Consider the following 22,122-nt stretch of genomic DNA (forward strand, 5'->3'; position numbering starts at 1 on the left):
GCACTCTTTAGCCGAGAGTGCTAATTTTTATTTCATCTTTGCTAGAACAGCTTCGTCTAAAGGCATTTGCTTTCATTCTGATCAGAAATATGACGCTACTGGAAAATTGATTTACACTGGAGAAAATCATCATCAGGGAACTCTGCCGAATGTATGGCTATGTCGCACGTCAGCCTATTTTTAACCAGCAACAACAGTTGATTGGCTATGAGTTATTGTTTCGTGATGGCGAGCACAATGCCTTTCCTGACATTGACCCGGATGAAGCCACCAGCCGCTTGCTGTCCGAGCAGCATTTATTGTTTGGCGTTGAACGCATTACCGCCAACAAATTAGCCTTTATTAACTTTGCCGAAGATAGCCTGCTGTATCATTTCCCAACCTCACTAGACCCAGCCACCACAGTGATTGAAATCTTAGAGTCGGTTCGCTACAGCAGTGAACTGATGACGGCTTGTCGCGAGTTACACGAAATGGGCTATCAACTGGCACTGGACGATTACACCTTTCAACCTGAATGGCAACGGCTGCTGCCATTGATTAGCTTTTTGAAAGTAGATATCCGGCAAAATGCCATGGACGAATTGCCACAGCTGCTTCGTCAGCTCAAAGGCTTTACTGGCAAATTGCTGGCAGAAAAAGTCGAAACCATGACTGAGTTTCATCAATTGCAGGCCATGGGGTTTCATTACTTTCAGGGTTACTTTTTTGCCCGGCCTGAGATGCTTAAGCATAAACAGCTGGGGCATCATCAGATGCACTTACTTTCATTGATTGCTGAAGCGGCCGAACCAGAACTCGATTTTGATAAATTGGTACAGGTCATTGAACGGGACTTGGGCTTGTCGTATAAATTGCTGCGCTTTATCAACAGCGCCTACTACGCTCGTGCTAACCCTATCCAATCGCTCAAGCATGCCATGGTGTTTATGGGCGAAACCGAGCTGAAAAAATTCATTGCTTTGGTGGCGCTATCGAATCTGTCGGTGACCGATCAGCCTGAATTGCTAAAGATGTCGATTATCCGTGCCCGCTTTTGCGATCAATTGACCAAAGCATCGGGCCAGTTGGAACTGCAATCCAGTGCTTTTTTAACTGGTATGTTGTCTTTGATCGATGCCTTACTAGAACAGCCACTGGAGCAAGTCTTAGCTCAACTGCCTTTAGAGGAAGCTATTAAGAGTGCGCTGTTACAGCAACAAGGGGCCCTCGGCAAGTCACTGCAAATGGTGCTGCATTACGAGCAAGCCGATTGGCGGCACTATCAGCAGCAAGCTAACGGTACCATTGATGGGCAAACCGATGTGCGGGAGCTGTATCTGGATGCAGTCGATTGGGCAGAGCAATTGCAGCAGCTCAGTTAATAAAAACCGCCGCTACATCTACTAGGGCCCGGTCGGCTCAATTGCGCGAATATGCCGACTGACCGATAAATACGAGCCAGCCAGACCCAGTGCTACTGCAATGCCAATCAAGGCCATAAACTCCGATAACGACATCGCCATTAAAGTGAAGTGGCTGTGATACAGCTCGGTAATGTGCCCAATAGCGGCTTCTAGCCACCACAGCATCAGCTCCACAATTAAAAATGCGAGGCAACCGCCAAACAAGCCAAACCAGACGCCGGTGTACAAAAAAGGCCGCTGAATAAACGCATCGGTCGCCCCGACCAGCTTCATCACTTCAATTTCTTCTTTTTTATTCATAATGGATAAGCGAATGGTATTGCCAATAATTAGCAGCACCGCGCTCAGTAATAAAACAGCAATCGCCAGCACCGCTTGGCGCAGTAACAGCAGCATGGCATCGAGCCGCTCCAGCCAGGCGATATCCAATTTACCAAACTCGACGATTCGCTCCTGCTCAATTCTGGCGCGCAAGGTCTCGGCCGCCTGAGGTTGAGTATTGCGCGGCAGCACCAGCAACACATTCGGTAGCGGGTTGTCCGCTACATGTTGCATGGCCTGACCAAAACCAGACAGTTGGCTAAACTCTTCCATCGCTTGTTGTTTAGAAATGAAATGCACTTGCTCGATCTCTGGGTCGGCACTTAACATGGTTCGCAGGGTGGTAATTTGAGCCTCGGTGGCATCATCTTTGATGAAGAAGCTGATTTCAGCGGCTTGAGTAAAGCTGCCACTGATGGACTGCACATTTTTTACCAACAGGTGCAAGGTAGTAGGCAGTGTTAAACTGACGCCCAGCACCGCAATCGTCATCAAGGAAGCGAGTGGCGTGCGCCATAACTCACCCAAACTTCCAATGGCCTGACGTAAATGGTGGGTCCACGACATCCACCAGCGCTGCATCAGGCTGATTTTTTTTGCCGTCGCGCCAGTCGCCCGGCCAGAAAATAAAATACTCACAATGGCTCCTCGAACTGCAATAAGCCATCGTTGATCATTTTACCCTGCTTCAGCGTTAGGGTACGGTAGCGCATGCGAGCGACTAAACCATGATCATGGGTGGCAATCAATACTGACACGCCGACCTGATTAAAGGCTTCAAATACCTGCATAATGTCTTTCGATAATTCCGGGTCCAAATTTCCTGTCGGCTCATCCGCCAGCAATAGCGGCGGTTTATTCACTACGGCACGGGCAATGCCGACCCGTTGCTGCTCACCGCCCGACAAGGTTTCAGGCAAACATCGGACTTTATCCAACAAACCGACTTTATCGAGCGCCGCGTGCACCCGCTTCACCATGTCTTTACCGGTGAAGCCTTCGATAATCAATGGCAGCGCGACGTTATCAAACACGGTATGCTCCATCAACAAGCGATGGTTTTGAAAAATAATGCCAATGTCGCGGCGGATAAAAGGTACCTGATGGCGCCGAATACGACTCAAATCAATTTGATTGATTAACACCCGCCCCGAGGTCGGACGTTCAATCAGGCTGATCAGCTTCAGCAAGGTACTCTTGCCCGCGCCAGAATGACCGGTAAGAAAGGCCATTTCACCTTTGGCCAGCTCAAAGCTAATGCGATCCAAGGCGATAAAACCACCCGGATAGCTTTTACTTACCTGATCAAAGGTCAGCATACATCAGGCATCCTTGTTAAATAATGCGGCAATAAAATCGGTGCTGTTAAAGGCACGCAAATCATCAATACTCTCACCGACGCCGATATAGCGGATCGGGATGTGAAATTGGTCAGCGATGGCAAAAATCACCCCACCCTTGGCCGTGCCATCCAGCTTGGTCAGCGTAATGCCAGTTAGCGGCACCGCTTCATTGAATAAGCGCGCCTGACTCAATGCATTCTGCCCGGTTCCGGCATCCAGCGTCAACATCACTTCATGCGGTGCCTCGGGCTGAATTTTTTGCAGCACCCGAACTATTTTTTTCAGCTCTTCCATCAAGTGCGCTTTGTTCTGCAAGCGTCCTGCGGTATCGGCAATCAAGATCTCAGCTTTGCGGGCTTTAGCGGCCTGATAGGCATCGAAAATAACCGAGGCACTATCAGCCCCAGTATGCTGGGCTATCACTGGAATAGAGTTGCGCTCACCCCAGACCTGCAACTGCTCGACAGCCGCGGCGCGAAAAGTATCACCGGCAGCCAGCATCACCTGTTTGCCCTGTTGCTTAAATTGCTGTGCCATCTTGCCTATGGTGGTGGTTTTGCCCACCCCATTGACACCAACCATCAGGATAACAAAGGGCCCGTTGGCCTGCTCCAGATCCAGCGGTTGCTCGACATCATGCAGCAGCGCTGCCATGTCTTGCTGTAACTTTTGATACAGTTGCTCCGCATCTTTCAACGACTTTCTATCGGCATGCTGCGTCAGTTGTTTGATCAGACTCTGCGTGGTATCCACGCCAACATCGGCCATCAGCAATTGAGTTTCCAGCTCTTCGTACAGATCATCATCAATTTTCTTGCCTATAAATAAGCTGGCAAGACCCGAGCCTAAATTTTGGCTGGTTTTACTGAGCCCTTGGCGCAAGCGGGCAAATAGCCCGGGCTTCGACGTTGCACCTGACGTAGAGATCGCTTGAGGCTTAGACGTCGCTGCAGGTTGGGCTGTCGCTTCAATCGCTACTGTGTCAGCCGATTCAGACGGACTAACCTTAGTCGCAGGGCTGATTTCAGTGGTCAACTCAGCTTCGGCGGTTGGTTCTGAGCCCGGTGTTGGTTCAGGCTTAGGTTTGGACACAAACTGGGACTCAGGTGCCGCTTTATTCGCTTCCTCATCAGACTCAAGTGCTGCATCAACCGGAGTCGGCGGCGGTGTTTCATGTTGATCTGAGGTTTCGGAGGGTGTGGCTGGCTTCTTGCCAAAACCAAGCCAGGAAAAGAGTTTCGATTCTTTGCTCATAAGCCGATGTCAGTACACTAAAGATCAGGTAAAATTGGTGTTTATACTAGCATCTTCAATGCAGCGCATAAACAACTAGTGTGTGTTTATCTTCGTTGCCTGAGGGCATTCTAGTTCCGACTGAATCATTCATTATTCATTGAAAAGAGCACTTGATGAAGGCAGCCAAAGCACATAAAAAAACCACCAGCAGCGGGCAGGTCCGTATCATCAGTGGCCGTTGGCGTGGCCGCAAAATCCCCGTAGCCGATGCCGAGGGGCTGCGCCCTACCACCGATCGGGTGCGGGAAACTTTATTTAACTGGTTGATGCAAGAAACAGATGGTAACCGAGTGCTGGATTGCTTTGCCGGCAGCGGTGCTCTGGCTTTTGAGGCCATGTCGCGGGGCGCGGTGCATGCCACCTTGCTGGAGCAGGACCGAAAGCTGACTACAGAGCTGCAACGATTGTGTCAGCAATTGGGCGCAAGCGCCGATGTCATTCAAACCGACACCCTGCAGCACTTGCGTACACCGCCTGCTTTGCCTTACCAATTGGTGTTTATTGACCCGCCGTTTCGCCAGGGCTTAGCAGAACCTTGCTGTCAGTTGCTGGAGCAACATCACTGGCTGACCGATGATGCGCTGATTTATTTAGAAACCGAAAAAGAGTTAGCACTAACCACTTTGCCTGCCAACTGGCAGTTGCGCAAAGAAAAAATAGCCGGTCAACTGGCGTACCGGCTATTTCAGCGCACCCCAAACGTTTAGCGAGCGCACAGCCGCTTAGCGTTTTTTGCGTGGTTTTGGTTTTTTCGTAGCGCCAGCCGCTTTTGGTTTCTTTGGTTTTGCCGCTTTGGCCTTAGCCGCCCCAGCCTTTGATGGTCGTGCTTTCGCAGCGCCCGGTCTGGCTGCAGCGCCCTTCACGACTTTCCGTTGCTCTCTGGCCGCCGCCCGGTGATCCCCCGGTAAGTCTTCTAACGTCAGATCAATGGTTCTGGCATCCAGATTAACCGCCACTACTTTGGCTCTTACCGCATCACCCAAGCGGTAGCTTTGCCGCGAGTGTTCACCAATCAGCATCTGCCGTTCGGCATCAAAGTGATAATAATCATTTTTCAATGAGGTGACATGCGCCAAGCCTTCAATGTAAAGCTCGGTCAAGCGGATAAACAAACCAAAGCTGGTCACGGTCGATACCACACCATCAAACACCGTACCCAGATGATCCTGCATGTACTCGCATTTCAGCCAATCGGACACTTCACGAGTGGCATCATCTGCCCGTCGCTCGGTCATGGAGCAGTGCTCGCCTAGCTTTTCGATTTGGTCAGGGTTGTAATGATGTTCGCCTGTAGTCTTTTGCCCCTGTTTGTGCAAAATGGATTTAATGGTGCGATGCACCACCAGATCGGGATAGCGGCGAATGGGCGAGGTAAAGTGGGCATATGCCTCCAGGGCCAAGCCAAAATGGCCGACATTTTCACCTTGGTACACCGCCTGCTTCATTGATCGCAGCAAGGTAATATCAATCAGTTCTTTATCTGGCCGGTCCGCTAAATGAGCCAGCTCTTGTACTAACTGTAAGGGCTTTGGTTCGTCCGGTAAGGTCGATTCAATACCCAGCTCAGCCAAAAAGCGACGGAAGTTACCCAGCCGATCTGGATCGGGTTGCTCATGCACCCGATACAAGCTCGGCGTTTTGTGTTTCTCCAGAAAACGAGCGGCCGCCACATTAGCCATAATCATGCATTCTTCAATCAGCTTATGGGCTTCATTGCGATGCACTGGCACGATGGCTTCAATTTTACGATGGCTATTAAAGATAAAGCGGGTTTCTACCGTTTCAAACTCTATCGCACCTCGTTTGGCTCTGGTTTTCGCCAGACAGCGGTACAACTGATGCAAGGTTTCCAGCGTGCTGAGGCTGCTTTCATACTGCTGACGTAGTTCTTTGTCGCCCTGCAAAATGGCGTGTACCTTGGTATAGGTAAAGCGGGCATGTGAATTCATCACGGCTTCAAAAAACTGATAACTCATCAGTTTGCCATGGGCGCTGATGTCCATTTTCGCCACCAGACAAAGCCGATCAACATGCGGATTCAGTGAGCACAGCCCATTCGATAAGGCTTCTGGTAGCATTGGCACCACGTGATCAGGAAAATACACCGAAGTGCCGCGTAGAATGGCCTCTTGATCCAAGGCGGTATCAACCTTGACGTAACTGCTGACATCGGCAATGGCAACCCACAGCGTCCAACCACCGTCTTCTTTGGCTTCGGCATAGACAGCATCATCAAAATCACGCGCATCTTCACCATCGATGGTGACAAAGGGGACCTTGGTCAGATCCACCCGGTTGGCTTTGGCCGCAGCATCCACTTCTTCGCCATAGTGTGCGACTTGCTTGCTGACGGCATCAGGAAACACATGAGGGATTTGGTGATTGCGGATGGCGACATCAATTTCCATACCAGGCGCCATATGCTCACCCAGTACTTCAACCACTTTACCTATAGCATTCACCCGCTTGGTCGGCCGCTCGGTTATCTCAACCAGCACCACCTGACCGTGACGTGCATCCGCCTGAGCACCTTCAGGGATCACAATGTCCTGACCAATACGCGGATCTTCTGGCACCACGACAGCCAAAGCGTAATCACGGAAATAGCGCCCGACCACCGGATCCTGACGGGCATCCAGTACCCGGACAATGCGCGCTTCGGTTTTATGTTTGTTATGCCGGCCCTCGGCCAGCGTCGCTAACACATGATCGCCGTGCAGCAAGCGCGTCATTTCGTAATGCGGAATAAACCAGTCTGGCCCGCCTTCATCTAATTTGAGAAAACCAAAGCCATCGCGGTGACCTATCACCCGACCTTTTTTTAAGTCCATCCGGTCGACTAAGCCATAACGGCGGTTTTTAGTGTAAATAAGTTGGCCATCTCGCTCCATAGCGCGTAAACGCTTTTTCAAGGCAAAGATAGCATCGTCATCCTGCAAGGCTAATTCGGAAACCAGTTCCTCGAAATAGGCAGGTTCTTGCCGCTTCTCAATGTGCTCAAGAATAAATTCGCGGCTGGGGATCGGGTTGTCGTACTTTTCTTGCTCACGGGCAAGATGTGGATCTTTAATGGTCATGCATGACCCTTCTGTCACTACTATTGCCTTTAGTGTAACAGCGTTAGCGCAGTTTGCTATAGTTATCGCTTTGCTTAGCGGACAGGTTCACGTGCCTGTAACACGACACGCTCTGGCATTCTTTGCTCGAGCTGACGCAATAAATCGGCTATTTTCTGATGGGTGCTGCTATCGGCCGTGACGGAGTGATGCAACCAACGATACACTTGTTCGTAATCGCGTGGACTGCCGGCATCAGCCAGCAGAATATCGGCCAGACGAATGGTGGCAGGTACATGCCCCAAGGCCGCGGCTTCACGTAAATAGAGGATGGCCTTGCGCTCATCTGGCTGGACAAAACGACCGATATGATAATAACGTCCAACCTGCTCCAAGCCAGCGGGCAAGCCTTGTGCAGCGGCATCTTGCATCAATTGCCAACCACGTTCAATGTCGCGAGGCACACAGACGGCATAGGCCAACATATCACCCCATAAAAACTGATAAGCTGGCAACTTCATAATATCAGCGCGGGCTTCAATATCCCGCACCAGTTGGCAGTCGTCATCCTGTACCCGGCGCAAATGACTGTTGGTTTGGATCAGCGCTAGCAACTCATCTTGCGTATACAGCTGAATGGCTTCCAACTGGCGGATCTGTACCTCTTCGGCTTGCACTGTACTCGTAACAAAAGCACCAGCAAAAACACTAGTGTAAGAACAGACTGTTAGTATCCACACAGCTAATCGCATCGGTCATCATCTCATCAATCAACAAGTCGGCACCACAAAGCACAGCGACTGATAACCACACTTCAGTGTGGTTTTTATTTACTCATACCCTAAATCATAGCAAAAAAAAGGCCAACTCTCGTTGGCCTTGCTGATCCATGCTAATGCTCGTTCCAATGATGCCAGAACGGCTTGGCTAAATCCGTTTTTGGCGCTCGTAACTGCACAGGCAACCCTTGAGATTGCACTCGATCATCAAAGTGTTGCTGAGATGCAGAAGAGCAGGCATTGGTGGCAGCATAGTGCAGCGCTTCTGCCAACAAAGGCTCATCTTCAGCTCCCCAATCACCATTGATCACTTCTGATGCCGGACAATTTGGCATTAAACCATCAAAATAATCACCAAAGCCGAGTGCATTGACCGTCTGGAAATTTACCGCAAACATAACCTGACGGCGGCTGTCAAAGTATTCCGGGCTCTGGCCCACAGGCTTACCACAGGTTGCGCCACCAATCTGTACCACGTCAATAAATGGGCTGAGTGAATTAATCACCAATTCACTGGATGAGCAAGAACCGGGCGTGGTCAGCACCATAACCCGGTCCAGATCAAGGAAGCTCTGGCCACGTTGTCCCAGACTAAATGGCCACGTCTCATTGTTCTGTGAGTTTTTATTATTGTAGGCAAAAGTCACGAAGGTTTCATCCTGCACTTTGGGCCAGGCAATATGCGATGCCAACTGACTAGCTACCCGGATCAAGCCACCGCCGTTGTAACGCACATCCAATACCAATTCATCGATGTTCTGTTGCTTAAAGTAACTAAAGGCTTCTTCCAGTTCGCTTTCTGAGAACTCGATAAACGAATTAAAGACGAGGTAACCGATGCGCTGACCTTCTTGTTCAATCACCGAGGTATGTAAGACAGTATTGGTGGTCACTTCACGTTTGATAAAGGACGCTTGTATTTCAGTGCCATCGGGCTTGCTCCAGACAAAGTCGCGCATCACGCCATCGTCATTGCCACCAAACATATCCTCGTTGGTCGCAATACCGGCATCAATGTCAGCATACCATTGCTGAACTGACTTGCCTTCTATTTCAGTAATTCGGTCACCACGGCGAAGCCCTTCTTCGGCCGCAGAGCCATTGTCATACACAAAACGCACCAATAAGGCACTATCGTTATCAACAATACTAAATGACATGCCAAAACCAAAAAAACGAGCATTAATAAAACGCGACTCGTACTCGTCGGCTGACAAGGTGTAGCTAAAACGGTCATCTGGCGCACTTAGCGCTTGCACTAATTGGTTGGTCGAATTGAATTGTGTCAAGTTCACCGTTTGCGGCATCTGTTGGTACCACAAGTAATTTCGGAACATCAAACAAAATGCTTCAGCATTGGCTGATGCTGTCGATGGGCAGTTATTGCCCCGGAACTGCGTCAAATCAGCAGAATTGCCACTGGAGACAGGTCCAGAGCCTGAGCCTGATCCCCCGCAGCCAAACAACAAAAGTGCCGCAATAACAACAATATACTGCTTCATGATGATAACCTCATAGTTACTACATTATCCATCATATAAAAAAAGCTGCCTGAAGGCAGCTCTTTTTATATGATGATTAAATGTGTTTGGTTCAGTCAGTCGTTAAGCATCAGCAAATGGGTGACGCAATACAATGGTTTCAACCCGGTCTGGCCCGGTAGAAACAATATCCACTGGCACACCGGTTAAATCCTCCAGACGACGGATATAGTTCAGTGCCGCTTGCGGCAACTGCTCCATCGACTGACAGCCAAAGGTACTTTCGCTCCAACCAGGCATAGTTTCATAGACTGGAATGACTTGCTCGTAGCCTTCTGCTGCCATAGGTGGTATCTCAGTGACATCACCATTCGGTAGCTGGTAGCCAATACAAATATTGATGCTCTCAAGGCCGTCCAGTACATCCAGCTTGGTTAAGCAAAAACCAGAAATACTGTTCAGTTGCACCGCACGGCGAACCGCTACAGCATCGAACCAGCCAGTGCGGCGCTTCCGGCCTGTGGTCGCACCAAACTCGTGGCCTTTCACACCTAAGTGTTCACCAGCTGCGCAGCTTAATTCCGTCGGGAATGGGCCAGCACCAACACGTGTAGTGTAGGCTTTGACAATACCCAGTACGTAATCGAGGTAGCGAGGCCCAAAACCACAACCAGTGGCAACACCACCCGCCGTAGTATTCGAAGAGGTCACGTACGGGTAGGTTCCGTGATCAATGTCCAGTAAGGTGCCTTGGGCACCTTCAAACATGATGGACTTGCCGTCATGGCGGGCACGATCCAATAAGTCGGTCACATCGGTGACCATGGCTTTGAGCGTATCGGCAATGGCCAGCGCATCATCCAACGTTTGCTGATAATCGACGGCTTCTTCTTTGTAGTACTGAGTCAGGGTGAAGTTGTGCAACTCCATCACCGTTTTCAGTTTCTCAGCAAACAGCTCAGGGTTAAATAAATCACCAACCCGTAAGCCACGGCGAGCCACTTTGTCTTCATAAGCAGGACCGATACCACGACCTGTGGTCCCAATCGCTTTGGCACCACGGGCTTTTTCACGAGCGACATCAAGTGCAACATGAATGGGCAAAATTAATGGGCAGGCTTCACTAAGTACCAGCCGCTCTTTGACTGGGACGCCGCGTTGCTCCAGCATTGCCATTTCTTTTAGCAAGGCTTCTGGTGACAGCACCACACCATTACCAATCACGCAGGTAACATTCTCACGCAAAATACCTGATGGAATCAGGTGCAATACCGTTTTCTCACCATCAATGACCAGCGTATGGCCTGCGTTATGTCCACCCTGATAGCGCACAACATAGCTGGCTTTATCAGTTAGCAGATCAACAATTTTACCTTTACCTTCGTCACCCCATTGGGTGCCTAGCACGACGACGTTCTTGGCCATGGTACCTACATCACGGAAAAAAATAAGGCGTGGATTCTACCAAAACTCTGTGCAAACTGCATCTGGATGGCTGAAAAAAACTCACTTTTTATGCGAAAAAAACGACAAGCAGCTTAAATCGAATTGCTCAGCCCGTTGATACATGGCAAAACCGAAGCGTAAACGGTTGCCTCTGAAATCGGTAAGGATATGATTTTGTTTTAAATAGCGCGATAAAGATTCGGCAATCGCTGCATCTTCGAGCGCAAAGGTCAAAAAGTGCCCATGCAAACTGAGATCACGCCGTAAAAGTTGTTTTTCACCTAAAATACTCTGATCCACGGCTTTGAGTTGCTGTAAAAACGCCTGCTGTAACTGCTGCACATACTGGTGAATTTTGGCCACCGTGATGTTTTGTTGCTGAAATAACTGCAACACTGCATGCAATCGATACAAGGCCGAGAAATCCATGGTGGCCCCAGCAAAGCGAAAACCATCCTCACTGTAAGGTACCTGCGCACTGCGCTCTTGCTGCAGCGCACCAAACTCGGCAAACCAGCCGGTATAAAAAGGCCGGTACTGGTTGCCTGCAGGTGTCAGCATAAAGCAACAGCCTTCTCCCGCTTGGGCATACTTATAACTGCCAGCTAGATAAAAGATGCGATGTTCAATGGTACTTACATCAAGCGGCAGTGCCATAAAGCCATGATAACCATCAATAACAATCATGGCATCGGTTGCAGCAGCCAGCTGCTGCACAAAGGTATTTAAATCAGTCAGTGCCACCCCTGAATTAAAGAACACCTGGCTGCAGAACACCAAATCAAACTCAGCTTCGTTTGCTGCAGCAATAAAGCGTTGTTCAAAATCGGCATAAGGGGCCGTTGGGATCACGGTGAGCTCCACCTGACCATCTTCCTGTAAGCGGCTAACCTGGCGCTGAAAGCTATAAAACTCACTATCAGTGGTAAGAATGCGAACCGGCTGACGCCAATCAAAGCAACTGAGCAGCCGCATCACCAGCTCATGAGTGTTCGGTGCAAACACCAATTGCTGCGGATGCTTACTTCCTAATACATCGGCGAGTAACTGTTGGGTGGCCGGGACTTTGTCACCAAACACCTGCTGCCATTTCTCATCGGAATGCACAGCGCTCAAGTCCCAGTACTCCAGCATGGCCTGACGGGTGACGTCTGGCCAAAAGTGATGCGAATGGCTGGCAAAGTGCTGTTTACCCTGATGGCCGGATAAAAAATGCTGATAGAGGTGCTGATACATACGCAATAGCCTTTTACAAAACCTGATGACAAAAAAGGCCCCATAGGGCCTTTTCATTCGTTTTCATCCTAAAACCCTGCTCTGGTTGAGCTTACTAGGGTTTTTGATTGGTTTTCATGTGTTTGAAGAAATCGTTATCCGGCTGAATAACCAGCACATCGTCTTTACTACGGAAGCTACGACGATACGCTTCCAAGCTGCGGATGAAGGAGTAAAACTCGGCATCCTGGCTGTAGGTTTCCGCATAGATATTGGCAGCTTGCGCATCCCCTTCACCGCGAACGGTACGGGAGTTACGCTCCGCGTCCGCCAGCATAACGGTGACGCGAGCATCTACATCGGCGCGAATTTTCTCTGCTTCTTCCATACCACGAGAGCGATGCTCACGCGCAACGGCCTGACGCTCTGCACGCATCCGGGCAAAGATGGAGATACTGATCTCATCGGGTAGGTTGATTTGCTTCACACGTACATCGATGACTTCAATTCCCAGCTCTTGCGCCGCAATACCGGCTTGTTGCAAGGCACTATCCATCAACTCAGTACGCTCTCCAGAGACAATCTCTGGAATGGTTCTGGTACCAAACTCAGTCCGCAAGCCGTTGTTAATGTACTGCTTCAATAGCACTTCAGCTTGCATGGTGTTACCACCAGTACTCAGGAAGTACTGACCAAAGTCACGAATGCGCCATTTCACGTAACTATTGACCAACAAATCTTTCTTCTCTGCGGTCACAAAACGGTCTGCTTGATCGTCCAGGGTTTGCACCCTTGCATCCAGTTTCCGCACGGTATCGATCATCGGAATTTTGAAGTGCAAGCCAGGCTCAAACACCCGCACCTGATCGCCAGCATCCCGCTGGATTTTACCAAACTGAATGACAATGGCACGTTCGCCTTCTGGCACAACAAACAGTGCCGAAGCTACGATAAGGCCAGCCACCACTACAATTGCAACAATTAAATTCTTCATGGCTTAACGTCTCCCATCGCGATTAGTGCCACCGCGCAGAACGTCCTGCCGTGGTGCCGTATTTTGTGAATCCTGCGATGAACGCTGCGGTGTCACCGGGATCGCACTGGACGAGCTGGAGCCGGAACCGGAGCTACCACCTTTGATCATTTGATCCAAAGGTAAGTACATAATGTTGTTACCACTCGTTACATCAACCATAACTTTCGAGGTATTGCTGTACACTTCTTCCATCGCTTCGATGTACAAACGCTCACGGGTAACGCGAGGCGCTGCCACATACTCAGGCAGTAACTGTGCAAAGCGAGCTACTTCACCTTGTGCGCGCAGAATCACTTGCTGACGGTAGGCTTCCGCTTCTTGCATCACACGGTTAACCTGACCACGAGCTCTCGGTTCAATTTCCCGCGCATACGCATCGGCTTCACGCACAAAACGCTCCTGATCTTCCTGTGCCGCAATGGCATCATCGAAGGCATCACGCACTTCTTCTGGTGGGCGTGCATCACGGAAGTTGACATCAACCAAGGTCAGACCCATTTGATAAGGTGTAATGATAGTTTCCAGTTCCTGCCGGGTATTTTGCCGAACCACTTCACGGCCCCGGGTCAGGATATCATCCATCAGTGAGTGACCAATCACAAAACGCAAGGCAGCATCAGTGGCTTCTTGCAAGCTGCTATCGGCGTTCACGACAGAGAACAAATAAGAACGTGCGTCAAACACACGGTACTGGATTTCAAAGGTTACCCGTACCAGATTTTGATCCTGCGTTAACATGAAACCATCGGTTCTGAATGACCGGACACTCGTGATATCAACTGGTGTCACTCGATCAACAAAGGTTGGCTTCCAGTGAATACCAGAGCCCACTTCACTGTGGTACTGACCAAAGCGCAAAATAACACCGCGTTCGGATTCTTTTATGGTGTAAAAACCACTAAAAGCCCATACCAGACCAGCGACAATGATAATCAACAACAACAGGGTCGTGATAGAGCCGCCACCAGAGGAGCCAGCCGAGCCTCCACCTTTGCCACCAAAAATACCGCCAAACTTTTTACCAAAGTTGCGAAATACTTCATCTAAATCGGGCGGGCCTTGATCACGTCCACCCTGTTTCCAGGGGTCGTTGTCCTTGCCGTTCTTGCCCGGCTCATTCCAAGCCATGGTTTACTCCAATTAATTACTCATGCGGTTAATGTATCAAAAAAGCGTTCAACTGACGATATAGTTTTCCAGCAGACCACTACTTTGCTGCAGTAGTCGCCCCCAGTCAGCAGCCGATAGTGAAATCGTGATTAAGGCATGGCCTTGCTCGGTAAATGTTTCTTGCTTGACCGCTTTTAGTTGATGCAAACGTGCTCGCCATTCCCCTGCAGATGAAGGTAAAGACAAGTTCAATTGCACATAATCTGTCGATAGTCGCTGCCGGATCGCTTGTTGCAATAAATCAATACCATCGCCGCTATGTGCAGAGACAAACACGGCCTGCGCAACCCCCTGCTCATCGTAATCAATACGGGCAGTTAGGTCACATTGATCAATTTTATTCCACACCAACAATTGTGGCACCGAGTCCGCTTCAATCTCAGTCAGCACCAGCTGAACTTGATCCAGTTTACTCTGATGATCGCTGTCCGCATAGTCTACCACCAGCAAAACTAAATCGGCATCCTGACTTTCTTGTAAAGTTGATTTGAACGCAGCGACCAAATCATGGGGCAGCTCACGAATAAAGCCAACCGTATCGGCAAGTACAGCAGGACCGTAATCCGCGATATCAATACGACGTAGGGTGGGGTCCAAGGTGGCAAACAGCTGGTCGGCCGCATGGACATTGGCTTGAGTTAAGCGATTGAATAGCGATGATTTTCCTGCATTGGTATAACCCACTAAGGCCAACACTGGGATCTCTGCTCGTTGCCGGGCCTGACGACCTTGCTGCCGCTGTTTGGTTAATTTATCCAGACGTTGACGTAATGCAGTGACGCGCTGTCGTAATAAACGACGATCGGTTTCCAGCCGGGTTTCCCCCGGACCGCGTAAACCAATACCGCCTTTTTGACGTTCAATATTGTCCCAGCCACGAACCAGACGCGAAGACAAATGTTTTAATTGAGCCAGTTCAACCTGCAGCTTGCCTTCGTAACTGCGAGCACGCTGTGAAAATATGTCCAAAATTAAACTGGTACGATCAATCACCCGGCATTGACAACGTTTTTCCAAATTACGGGTTTGTGCTGGCGATAAATTATGATTAAAGATGATGACACTGAGCTCAGCAGACTCGACCTGCTCAGCTAAATGATCGGCAATGCCTGATCCGACATAGTAGCGACTGTCCGGTGCTTGCCGACGACAACGTACCACGGTTGCAACATCGACACCGGCAGAGCTGGCTAGCAGCTTTAACTCATCCAGACTGTCTTGTTGTCGGTCAGCCGAAAACTCCACCTGAACCAAAATCGCTCGCTCGATTTCAGCAAACGATCCGGTATCATGGCCTGCCACTTTGGCAGTCGACTCACTCTTCAACGTCGTCAGAGTCATTCCCACTATTGGTTGCCATCATAGTATTGACAGCACGTGAAGGCACAACCGTTGAAATGGCGTGCTTATACACCATTTGGCTGACGGTATTTTTCAGCAAAATGACGAACTGATCAAAAGACTCAACCTGCCCCTGCAGCTTGATACCATTCACCAGGTAAATTGAAACCGGGATACGTTCCCGACGTAATGTATTCAGGAAAGGATCCTGTAAAGATTGGCCTTTTGCCATGTGCCGCATTCCTTATTTTTATAAGTCCGCTTGATATATGGATTATTTTAAAAATTTCAAGTTCTACTACTGACTATTTTTTTGCTTCCAAATTTAGCTTAGCGAAGTTAACACCGCTTGCAAGTTTTCATTCACTTTTGCTTCAGTTTTCAACCAGTTTACATCCGGCCAGCCGCGCAACCAGGTCAATTGCCGCTTCGCTAGTTGTCGTGTGGCTGCAATCGCTTGTTCGGTCATCTGCTGGTAGTCAATGTCTCCATCCAGATAGCGCCACATTTGTCGATAGCCAACACAGCGTATTGCCGGCAAATCTAAATGCAGATCGTGCCGTTGTTTCAATTGCTGAACTTCCTGCTCGAAACCTGCAGAAAGCATGTGCTGGTATCGTACAGCTATACGCTGATGCAGCTCAGATCGATCGCCTGGTGCGATGGCAAATTGTCGAACCGGATACGGGAACAACTCGCCTTTCTGTTGCGTCAGCTGAGTCATGCTCTGACCTGTTATACGGTAAACTTCCAAAGCCCGATTAATACGTTGCGGATCATTTGGATGTATACGTTCAGCTGAGACCGGATCGACCAGAGAAAGTTCCTGATGCAATGCATGCCAGCCATGCTCTGATGCTTGCTGCTCGATCTGTGCGCGTATGGCTGGATCGGCAGCGGGCAAAGGCGAAATGCCTTCCAGTAAGGCTTTAAAGTACAACATGGTACCACCCACGAGCACTGGCAAACGGCCCTGCTGCACACTCTGCTGAATGCAGCTGAGCGCATCCTGCCGGAAATCTGCCGCTGAATACGCCTCAACAGGGTCTTTAATATCAATCAAATAATGCGGCGCCAATGCCAATTCTGCGGCTGAAGGCTTAGCGGTACCAATATCCATGCCGCGATAAATTAAGGCACTGTCTACGCTGATAATGTCTACCGGGCGCTCAGCAGCCAGCGCCAGTGCTAACTCGGTTTTACCTGATGCCGTCGGTCCCATCAGAAAAATAACGGTATTTTCGTGCTGCATCATTGAAATGATGCCTCCAGAGCCGCCAGCACCGAGCTTAGGTCAACGTCCATGATGGCTTCCTCAGGCGGCTGTTGCTGCAGCGATGGATAGCATTGTACAACATAGTCCAGTTGGACCCAATGCGCCTTCAGTAGTAGATCAACCGCTTGCATCAGCACTCGCTGCATCGCTTCTTGTTGCATCGCTTCTTGTTGCATCGCTTCTTGTTGCATAGCTTCTTGTTGCATAGTCTCTTGTTGGATAGCATCCTGCTGCGAAGTGTCCTGCGTTGCCAGATGCAAACAAAACGGCATAAAGCAGCGTTCCAGCGGGCTACGCTGCAACCATGCGGGTACGGCCCGGATAATCGCCAACTCATCATGCAGTAGCACATCAATCCCGAGCTGCACCAACCAGCTGGCGACGTGTTGTAGCTGCTGCTGCTCTTCACTCAAAAGCACCATCCGAAGTGGCACCAGTAGCGGGCGAGGCTCGGGCGACTGCTGCTGCCACTGAAGTACCAGTGCCTTGGCTACACTAACCAGTTGCACCTGATCCTGTTTGCTTTGCAGTAAAAAACGATTCTGCACACTTAAGACGGATGCGGTCATTGCTTGCGCAGGCTGATCACGAACTGCCTGCTGCTGCATCGCCAAATAATTCAGCTGTGACCCCACCTGACTAGTCGACGTCTGAGACCGGTATGCACTGCTGTAAGGCGAGGCCTTGTTCGACGTTGAGCCCGATTCTGACCTGTGGCCAGGCTGAGCCGCGGATATCGCTGAAGAATAACTATCAGAAACAGGCATTGAAGCCGCCTCAACCGAACGCGCTGCTGACGGAGTCGTTACAGGCGTCACTTGCTGCAGTGCATCACTTAGTGCAGACACGACAAAGTCATGCACCAACCGTGCCTGATGAAAACGCACTTCATGCTTGGCTGGATGCACATTGACATCGACATCATGCGCAGGCAACTCCAGATACAACACAAACACAGGTTGTTGGCTGTCTGTTAATCGTTCACCATAGGCCTGACGGATGGCATGATTAAGCAGTTTATCACGCATCATGCGGCCGTTGACGTAACTATACTGACAGCCTTGTTGCTCAATGGCTGCAGGGGGCAACAACCAACCCCATAGCTTCAATTCCTGATGTTGATTTTCAATCCAACAGGCGTGTTCCGCAAAAACCCGGCCACACAAGCTGGCTACACGCTGAAGCTGCTGAGCCGCCGTACTCGCGGGTTTGAGTCGCCGAATGCTTTGACTATTGTGCGTTAAACTCCAGCCAACATCGAAACGGCTTAATGCCAGCCGTTTGATCAATTCATCAATATGGGAGAATTCGGTTTTTTCCGTACGAAGAAACTTGCGCCTGGCTGGCGTGTTAAAAAATAAATCCTGCACTTCAACACTGCTACCGGTTGGGTGCGCTGCTGGCTTTAATTGCACATTCATTTCACGGCCTTCAGCACTCGCCTGCCATGCTGCTTCCTGCTGAGCCGGACGAGAGGTCAATCGCAATCGGGCCACTGAGCTGATACTAGCCAGTGCTTCGCCGCGAAAACCGAGACTCATGATATGTTCCAAGTCATCCAGACTACCAATCTTGCTCGTAGCATGACGACTTAGTGCCAGTGTTAGCTCTTGCTGCGCGATACCACAGCCATTGTCACGCACCCGAATTAAGCGAGCTCCGCCTTTTTCGATATCGATATCAATTTGGCTGGCACCTGCATCCAAGGCGTTTTCCACCAGCTCTTTCACCACGGAGGCAGGGCGCTCAACCACCTCGCCCGCTGCAATTTGGTTGGCCAATTGTGGCGGTAGGATTTGAATTGGCATCAATCTGGGATCCGCAGAACCTGACCAATCCGAATGGTGTCACCGTTTAACTGATTGTGTTGGCGCAAGGCATCCACCGATACATTGTGGCGCTGAGCAACGATGGATAAGGAATCACCTCTTTGTACCCGGTACTCTCGGGTACGCTGCTGGGCAAACAATGAATCGGCCGGTGGCGATGCCCGAAAATGACGCCGCAGCCCCTGAAACATCGATTGTGCCAAACGCTGCTGATGCTGTGCCGTACGCAACTGTTGCTCTTCTTGCGGATTGGAGATAAAGCCGACCTCAACCAGAATCGATGGAATATCCGGCGAGCGCAGTACCGCAAGGCTGGCGGCTTGCGGCTCACGCCGGTGCAACCGGGTGATTTGCCCAAGTTCAGTCAAAACATGGGTTGCAGCCTGATGGGCTGAGACCATCGAGTGATTCATTGATAAATCCAACACCGTTTGCGCTAAATAGCGCTCTTGCGTCGAATCGCGGATGACATCACCCACCCCACCGAGCAGCTCAGAGTGCCGCTCTTTTTGTTCCAGCATCCGGCCTACTTCAGACGTTGCACGCCGCAGTGACAACACCCACACCGCTGCGCCCCGTGGCTGCGGCGAGGTAAATGCATCGGCATGAATGGATACCAGTAAGTCAGCTTGCAGCTCACGGGCAATATCGGTGCGCCGGTTCAGATGGACAAAGTAATCGCCGGTGCGAACCAGTACCGCTTTCATGCCGGGCTCATTGTTAATCAACTCGGCCAGACGACGAGATATCGGCAGTACCAGATTTTTCTCAAAAGTGCCCGAAGGACCAATGGAGCCAGGGTCTTCACCACCATGTCCGGCATCAATGGCAATAATAATATCCCTGCCGGGCTGGCGCTGCGCTCTGGCTTGCGCCACCGGCAACTCGCGCTGCTCGCCCTTAAAATCCACCACCAGGCGATGACCGTAAGGACCTGTCGGCGGTAATGAGAACACATTGGCTGAGGCTTTGGACGATAAATCCAAAACGATGCGTAGCGTTTGGTTGCTGGCAGTGTAGCTGGAGCGGATCGAGGTAATCAGGTCTGCTTCGCCATCCGTACCGGGTAAACGGGCTTGTGCCTTGTGCTGGCGCAGGTCAATGACAAAGCGATCCGGATTATCGAGCGCAAAAGAGTTATGAGCCGGTTCCGCGGCCAGATCAAACACAACACGGGTATTCTCTGGTGAAGGCCAGATACGAATACTTTGGACCTCGTTGCTGGCAGCCCATAGCTGCAATGGGTAACTAAGTACCAGCAAACAAAACAGAGCAAAGCCAAAATTATTGTTATTATTTTTCATCAGCACTCAATTTTTTATCGACACTCATGGTAGCTACAATCGACCGGCCTAACGGGCTCATGCCATGCAACGTCAGAGTCCGGCTGTGTTCAGGGTCTTCGACGTCGTAATCCAATTGCAGCTGTAAATCAGCGGGTGGTAAAAAGCCCACGCCACGCTCTGGCCACTCGACCAGGCAAAGTGCATCGGCGCTGAAATAATCTCTACCACCAATAAATTCAAGCTCTTCCGGATCTGTTAACCGGTATAAATCAAAATGATAAATTTGTCTAGTCGCCAGCTGATACGGCTCTACCAGAGTATACGTCGGGCTCTTTACCGCCCCTTTATGCCCCAACGCATGCAACAAACCGCGACTAAAGGTCGTTTTACCAGCACCCAGCGGGCCTTCTAAGTACAACAGAGCGCGACCCGGCAGCAACTGCGCCAGCTGGGCTGAAACAGCCTGTGTCGCCGCTTCATCGGACAAAATCAGACGGTAAGATATTGGTTGCACTGCACTCGCCTTTGTTCTACTGCTGTTATGACCGTCGATTTTATCAAAAATTCAGCGCCACTGTTATCCCTAATAGGCTGAAACCCGCTTAATACAGAATAAACCAAGGGTAAGCCGCTCTATGGTAAGATAACCACACCATAAACCAACAACACCTATGTATGGCTTTGCAATCACTGGCAGATCAAATTAAAAGCTGGGCCCTTGAGCTTGGCTTTTCACAGTGCGGCATTACCGACACCGACCTAAGCCGGGAAGAGCCGCGCCTGCAAGCATGGCTGGACAAGCAGTACCATGGTGAGATGGACTACATGGAGCGCCACGGCATGATGCGTGCCCGGCCTCATGAGCTACTGCCCGGAACTTTGCGGGTGATTTCCGTTCGCATGGACTACTTGCCACAGCAGGCTCGTTTTGCCACCAATTTAAGTGACCCTTCACAAGCCTACATTAGCCGTTATGCACTGGGCCGCGATTACCACAAGGTGATCCGTAATAAACTTAAGCAATTAGCAACACGCATTCAGCACAGCGTCACTGAGCTTGGCTACCGCCCCTTTGTCGACTCGGCTCCCATTCTGGAGCGGCCCTTAGCGCAAAAAGCCGGACTTGGTTGGGTTGGTAAACATAGCTTATTGCTGAATGAAACGGCTGGTTCCTGGTTTTTCCTCGGTGAATTGTTGGTGGATATCCCACTGCCGGTTGATGAGCCAGCCACCGGCGATTGCGGCCCTTGTGTTGCCTGCATCACCAGTTGCCCAACCCAAGCCATCGTTGAACCTTATGTGGTCGATGCACGTCGCTGCATTTCTTATCTAACCATTGAGCTAAAAGAAGCGATTCCGGAAGCGCTTCGGCCATTAATCGGTAATCGGATTTATGGCTGCGATGACTGCCAACTGGTATGCCCGGAAAATCGTCAGGCGCCGCTCAGCATCGAGCCGGATTACCAAATTCGCCAGCACTGGCGCGAGCAAAGCTTACTGAGTTTGTTTCAATGGGATGAAACCGAGTTTTTACAACGGACAGAGGGCAGCCCAATTCGACGAATTGGCTATGAACGCTGGCAACGTAACCTGGCAGTAGCACTCGGAAATGCACCCTATGATCAAGCGATAGTTGCAGAACTGAATACTCGACTACAGCTAGCCAGCTCCATGGTACAGGAGCATATTCAATGGGCACTGCACCAGCAGCAAAAAAAGCAATGGCTTAATGATTCCATCCTGCCAAGACAAACCGAGCGATTGGTACGAATCATTCAAAAGGGTCTGCCACGGGATGCCTGATAAATAGTAAGAATCAGAAAAGCAAAAAGCAGCCTGAC

General features: G+C 50.2%; 19 protein-coding genes. 3 read left to right on the forward strand and 16 right to left on the reverse strand.

Annotated features, from left to right (window positions below; all coding sequences use genetic code 11):
• Window positions 1-149: 149 nt before the first annotated feature.
• A complete protein-coding gene (locus tag Q3O60_RS02580) occupies window positions 150-1,364 on the forward strand; it encodes an EAL and HDOD domain-containing protein (RefSeq protein ID WP_305892343.1) in 1,215 nt (404 codons plus the stop codon).
• 21 nt (window positions 1,365-1,385) lie between these two features.
• On the opposite strand, the gene ftsX is transcribed toward Q3O60_RS02580, so the two are convergent.
• The 3 genes from ftsX to ftsY are packed head-to-tail and all read right to left on the reverse strand — an operon-like array spanning window position 1,386 to window position 4,324.
• A complete protein-coding gene (ftsX, locus tag Q3O60_RS02585; protein ID WP_305892344.1) occupies window positions 1,386-2,366 on the reverse strand; it encodes a permease-like cell division protein FtsX in 981 nt (326 codons plus the stop codon).
• Entirely contained in the window at window positions 2,363-3,046 is a 684-nt protein-coding gene (ftsE, locus tag Q3O60_RS02590) for a cell division ATP-binding protein FtsE (protein ID WP_305892345.1), read from the reverse strand. Before ftsE ends, ftsX begins: the two co-directional genes overlap by 4 nt.
• Before the next feature lie 3 nt (window positions 3,047-3,049).
• Window positions 3,050-4,324 carry a signal recognition particle-docking protein FtsY gene (gene ftsY / locus Q3O60_RS02595; RefSeq protein WP_305892346.1) on the reverse strand — a complete coding sequence of 425 codons (1,275 nt, stop codon included), beginning with the start codon at window positions 4,322-4,324 and terminating at the stop codon, window positions 3,050-3,052.
• Window positions 4,325-4,479: 155 nt separating this feature from the next.
• Here ftsY and rsmD point away from each other — a divergent pair, with 155 nt between their 5' ends.
• Window positions 4,480-5,073, forward strand: coding sequence for a 16S rRNA (guanine(966)-N(2))-methyltransferase RsmD (gene rsmD / locus Q3O60_RS02600; RefSeq protein ID WP_305892347.1), 594 nt, complete (start codon window positions 4,480-4,482; stop codon window positions 5,071-5,073).
• A 15-nt stretch (window positions 5,074-5,088) separates the two neighbouring features.
• Here rsmD and rnr read toward each other — a convergent pair whose 3' ends face one another.
• From rnr to tsaE, 13 genes are all read right to left on the reverse strand, one after another.
• Window positions 5,089-7,443: a ribonuclease R gene (gene rnr, locus Q3O60_RS02605; RefSeq protein WP_305892348.1), complete on the reverse strand. Its 2,355-nt coding sequence runs from the start codon at window positions 7,441-7,443 to the stop codon at window positions 5,089-5,091.
• A 74-nt stretch (window positions 7,444-7,517) separates the two neighbouring features.
• Window positions 7,518-8,174: a tetratricopeptide repeat protein gene (locus tag Q3O60_RS02610; RefSeq protein WP_305892349.1), complete on the reverse strand. Its 657-nt coding sequence runs from the start codon at window positions 8,172-8,174 to the stop codon at window positions 7,518-7,520.
• Window positions 8,175-8,314: 140 nt separating this feature from the next.
• Window positions 8,315-9,703 carry a S41 family peptidase gene (locus tag Q3O60_RS02615; RefSeq protein WP_305892350.1) on the reverse strand — a complete coding sequence of 463 codons (1,389 nt, stop codon included), beginning with the start codon at window positions 9,701-9,703 and terminating at the stop codon, window positions 8,315-8,317.
• 102 nt (window positions 9,704-9,805) lie between these two features.
• Window positions 9,806-11,107 (reverse strand): adenylosuccinate synthase, encoded by a 1,302-nt coding sequence (locus Q3O60_RS02620; RefSeq protein WP_305892351.1) that lies wholly within the window; start codon window positions 11,105-11,107, stop codon window positions 9,806-9,808.
• An 81-nt stretch (window positions 11,108-11,188) separates the two neighbouring features.
• Window positions 11,189-12,364, reverse strand: coding sequence for an aminotransferase class V-fold PLP-dependent enzyme (locus Q3O60_RS02625; RefSeq protein ID WP_305892352.1), 1,176 nt, complete (start codon window positions 12,362-12,364; stop codon window positions 11,189-11,191).
• 94 nt (window positions 12,365-12,458) lie between these two features.
• Window positions 12,459-13,337, reverse strand: a complete 879-nt coding sequence (hflC, locus tag Q3O60_RS02630) for a protease modulator HflC (protein ID WP_305892353.1) — start codon at window positions 13,335-13,337, stop codon at window positions 12,459-12,461.
• A gap of 3 nt (window positions 13,338-13,340) precedes the next feature.
• Entirely contained in the window at window positions 13,341-14,507 is a 1,167-nt protein-coding gene (hflK, locus tag Q3O60_RS02635; RefSeq protein WP_305892354.1) for an FtsH protease activity modulator HflK, read from the reverse strand.
• Window positions 14,508-14,555: 48 nt separating this feature from the next.
• Window positions 14,556-15,890 (reverse strand): ribosome rescue GTPase HflX, encoded by a 1,335-nt coding sequence (gene hflX, locus Q3O60_RS02640; protein ID WP_305892355.1) that lies wholly within the window; start codon window positions 15,888-15,890, stop codon window positions 14,556-14,558.
• Window positions 15,865-16,122, reverse strand: a complete 258-nt coding sequence (gene hfq / locus Q3O60_RS02645) for an RNA chaperone Hfq (protein ID WP_305892356.1) — start codon at window positions 16,120-16,122, stop codon at window positions 15,865-15,867. Before hfq ends, hflX begins: the two co-directional genes overlap by 26 nt.
• 93 nt (window positions 16,123-16,215) lie before the next feature.
• On the reverse strand, window positions 16,216-17,142 hold the full coding sequence (gene miaA / locus Q3O60_RS02650) for a tRNA (adenosine(37)-N6)-dimethylallyltransferase MiaA (protein WP_369812621.1): 927 nt from the start codon (window positions 17,140-17,142) through the stop codon (window positions 16,216-16,218).
• A complete protein-coding gene (mutL, locus tag Q3O60_RS02655; RefSeq protein ID WP_305892358.1) occupies window positions 17,142-18,974 on the reverse strand; it encodes a DNA mismatch repair endonuclease MutL in 1,833 nt (610 codons plus the stop codon). The genes miaA and mutL overlap by 1 nt, the downstream gene beginning before the upstream one ends.
• The gene (locus tag Q3O60_RS02660) at window positions 18,974-20,299 is read right to left on the reverse strand and encodes an N-acetylmuramoyl-L-alanine amidase (protein WP_305892359.1); all 1,326 of its coding nucleotides are present in this window, start codon (window positions 20,297-20,299) and stop codon (window positions 18,974-18,976) included. The genes mutL and Q3O60_RS02660 overlap by 1 nt, the downstream gene beginning before the upstream one ends.
• Complete coding sequence (gene tsaE / locus Q3O60_RS02665; RefSeq protein WP_369812617.1) at window positions 20,289-20,795, reverse strand: tRNA (adenosine(37)-N6)-threonylcarbamoyltransferase complex ATPase subunit type 1 TsaE; 507 nt, start codon at window positions 20,793-20,795, stop codon at window positions 20,289-20,291. Before tsaE ends, Q3O60_RS02660 begins: the two co-directional genes overlap by 11 nt.
• Before the next feature lie 161 nt (window positions 20,796-20,956).
• Here tsaE and queG point away from each other — a divergent pair, with 161 nt between their 5' ends.
• Window positions 20,957-22,084: a tRNA epoxyqueuosine(34) reductase QueG gene (gene queG, locus Q3O60_RS02670; protein ID WP_305892360.1), complete on the forward strand. Its 1,128-nt coding sequence runs from the start codon at window positions 20,957-20,959 to the stop codon at window positions 22,082-22,084.
• The last annotated feature ends 38 nt before the right edge of the window (window positions 22,085-22,122 follow it).

The organism is Alkalimonas collagenimarina (assembly GCF_030717845.1).
Classification (GTDB): domain Bacteria; phylum Pseudomonadota; class Gammaproteobacteria; order Enterobacterales; family Alteromonadaceae; genus Alkalimonas; species Alkalimonas collagenimarina.

Excerpts from the sequence above, each read along its gene's own strand:
- Q3O60_RS02580 (WP_305892343.1), top strand. The coding sequence starts at position 150 with ATGTATGGCTATGTCGCACGTCAGCCTATTTTTAACCAGCAACAACAG.
- ftsE (WP_305892345.1), bottom strand. The coding sequence starts at position 3,046 with ATGCTGACCTTTGATCAGGTAAGTAAAAGCTATCCGGGTGGTTTTATC.
- ftsY (WP_305892346.1), bottom strand. The coding sequence starts at position 4,324 with ATGAGCAAAGAATCGAAACTCTTTTCCTGGCTTGGTTTTGGCAAGAAG.
- rsmD (WP_305892347.1), top strand. The coding sequence starts at position 4,480 with ATGAAGGCAGCCAAAGCACATAAAAAAACCACCAGCAGCGGGCAGGTC.
- rnr (WP_305892348.1), bottom strand. The coding sequence starts at position 7,443 with ATGACCATTAAAGATCCACATCTTGCCCGTGAGCAAGAAAAGTACGAC.
- Q3O60_RS02610 (WP_305892349.1), bottom strand. The coding sequence starts at position 8,174 with ATGCGATTAGCTGTGTGGATACTAACAGTCTGTTCTTACACTAGTGTT.
- Q3O60_RS02615 (WP_305892350.1), bottom strand. The coding sequence starts at position 9,703 with ATGAAGCAGTATATTGTTGTTATTGCGGCACTTTTGTTGTTTGGCTGC.
- Q3O60_RS02620 (WP_305892351.1), bottom strand. The coding sequence starts at position 11,107 with ATGGCCAAGAACGTCGTCGTGCTAGGCACCCAATGGGGTGACGAAGGT.
- Q3O60_RS02625 (WP_305892352.1), bottom strand. The coding sequence starts at position 12,364 with ATGTATCAGCACCTCTATCAGCATTTTTTATCCGGCCATCAGGGTAAA.
- hflC (WP_305892353.1), bottom strand. The coding sequence starts at position 13,337 with ATGAAGAATTTAATTGTTGCAATTGTAGTGGTGGCTGGCCTTATCGTA.
- hflK (WP_305892354.1), bottom strand. The coding sequence starts at position 14,507 with ATGGCTTGGAATGAGCCGGGCAAGAACGGCAAGGACAACGACCCCTGG.
- hflX (WP_305892355.1), bottom strand. The coding sequence starts at position 15,890 with ATGACTCTGACGACGTTGAAGAGTGAGTCGACTGCCAAAGTGGCAGGC.
- hfq (WP_305892356.1), bottom strand. The coding sequence starts at position 16,122 with ATGGCAAAAGGCCAATCTTTACAGGATCCTTTCCTGAATACATTACGT.
- miaA (WP_369812621.1), bottom strand. The coding sequence starts at position 17,142 with ATGCAGCACGAAAATACCGTTATTTTTCTGATGGGACCGACGGCATCA.
- mutL (WP_305892358.1), bottom strand. The coding sequence starts at position 18,974 with ATGCCAATTCAAATCCTACCGCCACAATTGGCCAACCAAATTGCAGCG.
- Q3O60_RS02660 (WP_305892359.1), bottom strand. The coding sequence starts at position 20,299 with ATGAAAAATAATAACAATAATTTTGGCTTTGCTCTGTTTTGTTTGCTG.
- queG (WP_305892360.1), top strand. The coding sequence starts at position 20,957 with ATGGCTTTGCAATCACTGGCAGATCAAATTAAAAGCTGGGCCCTTGAG.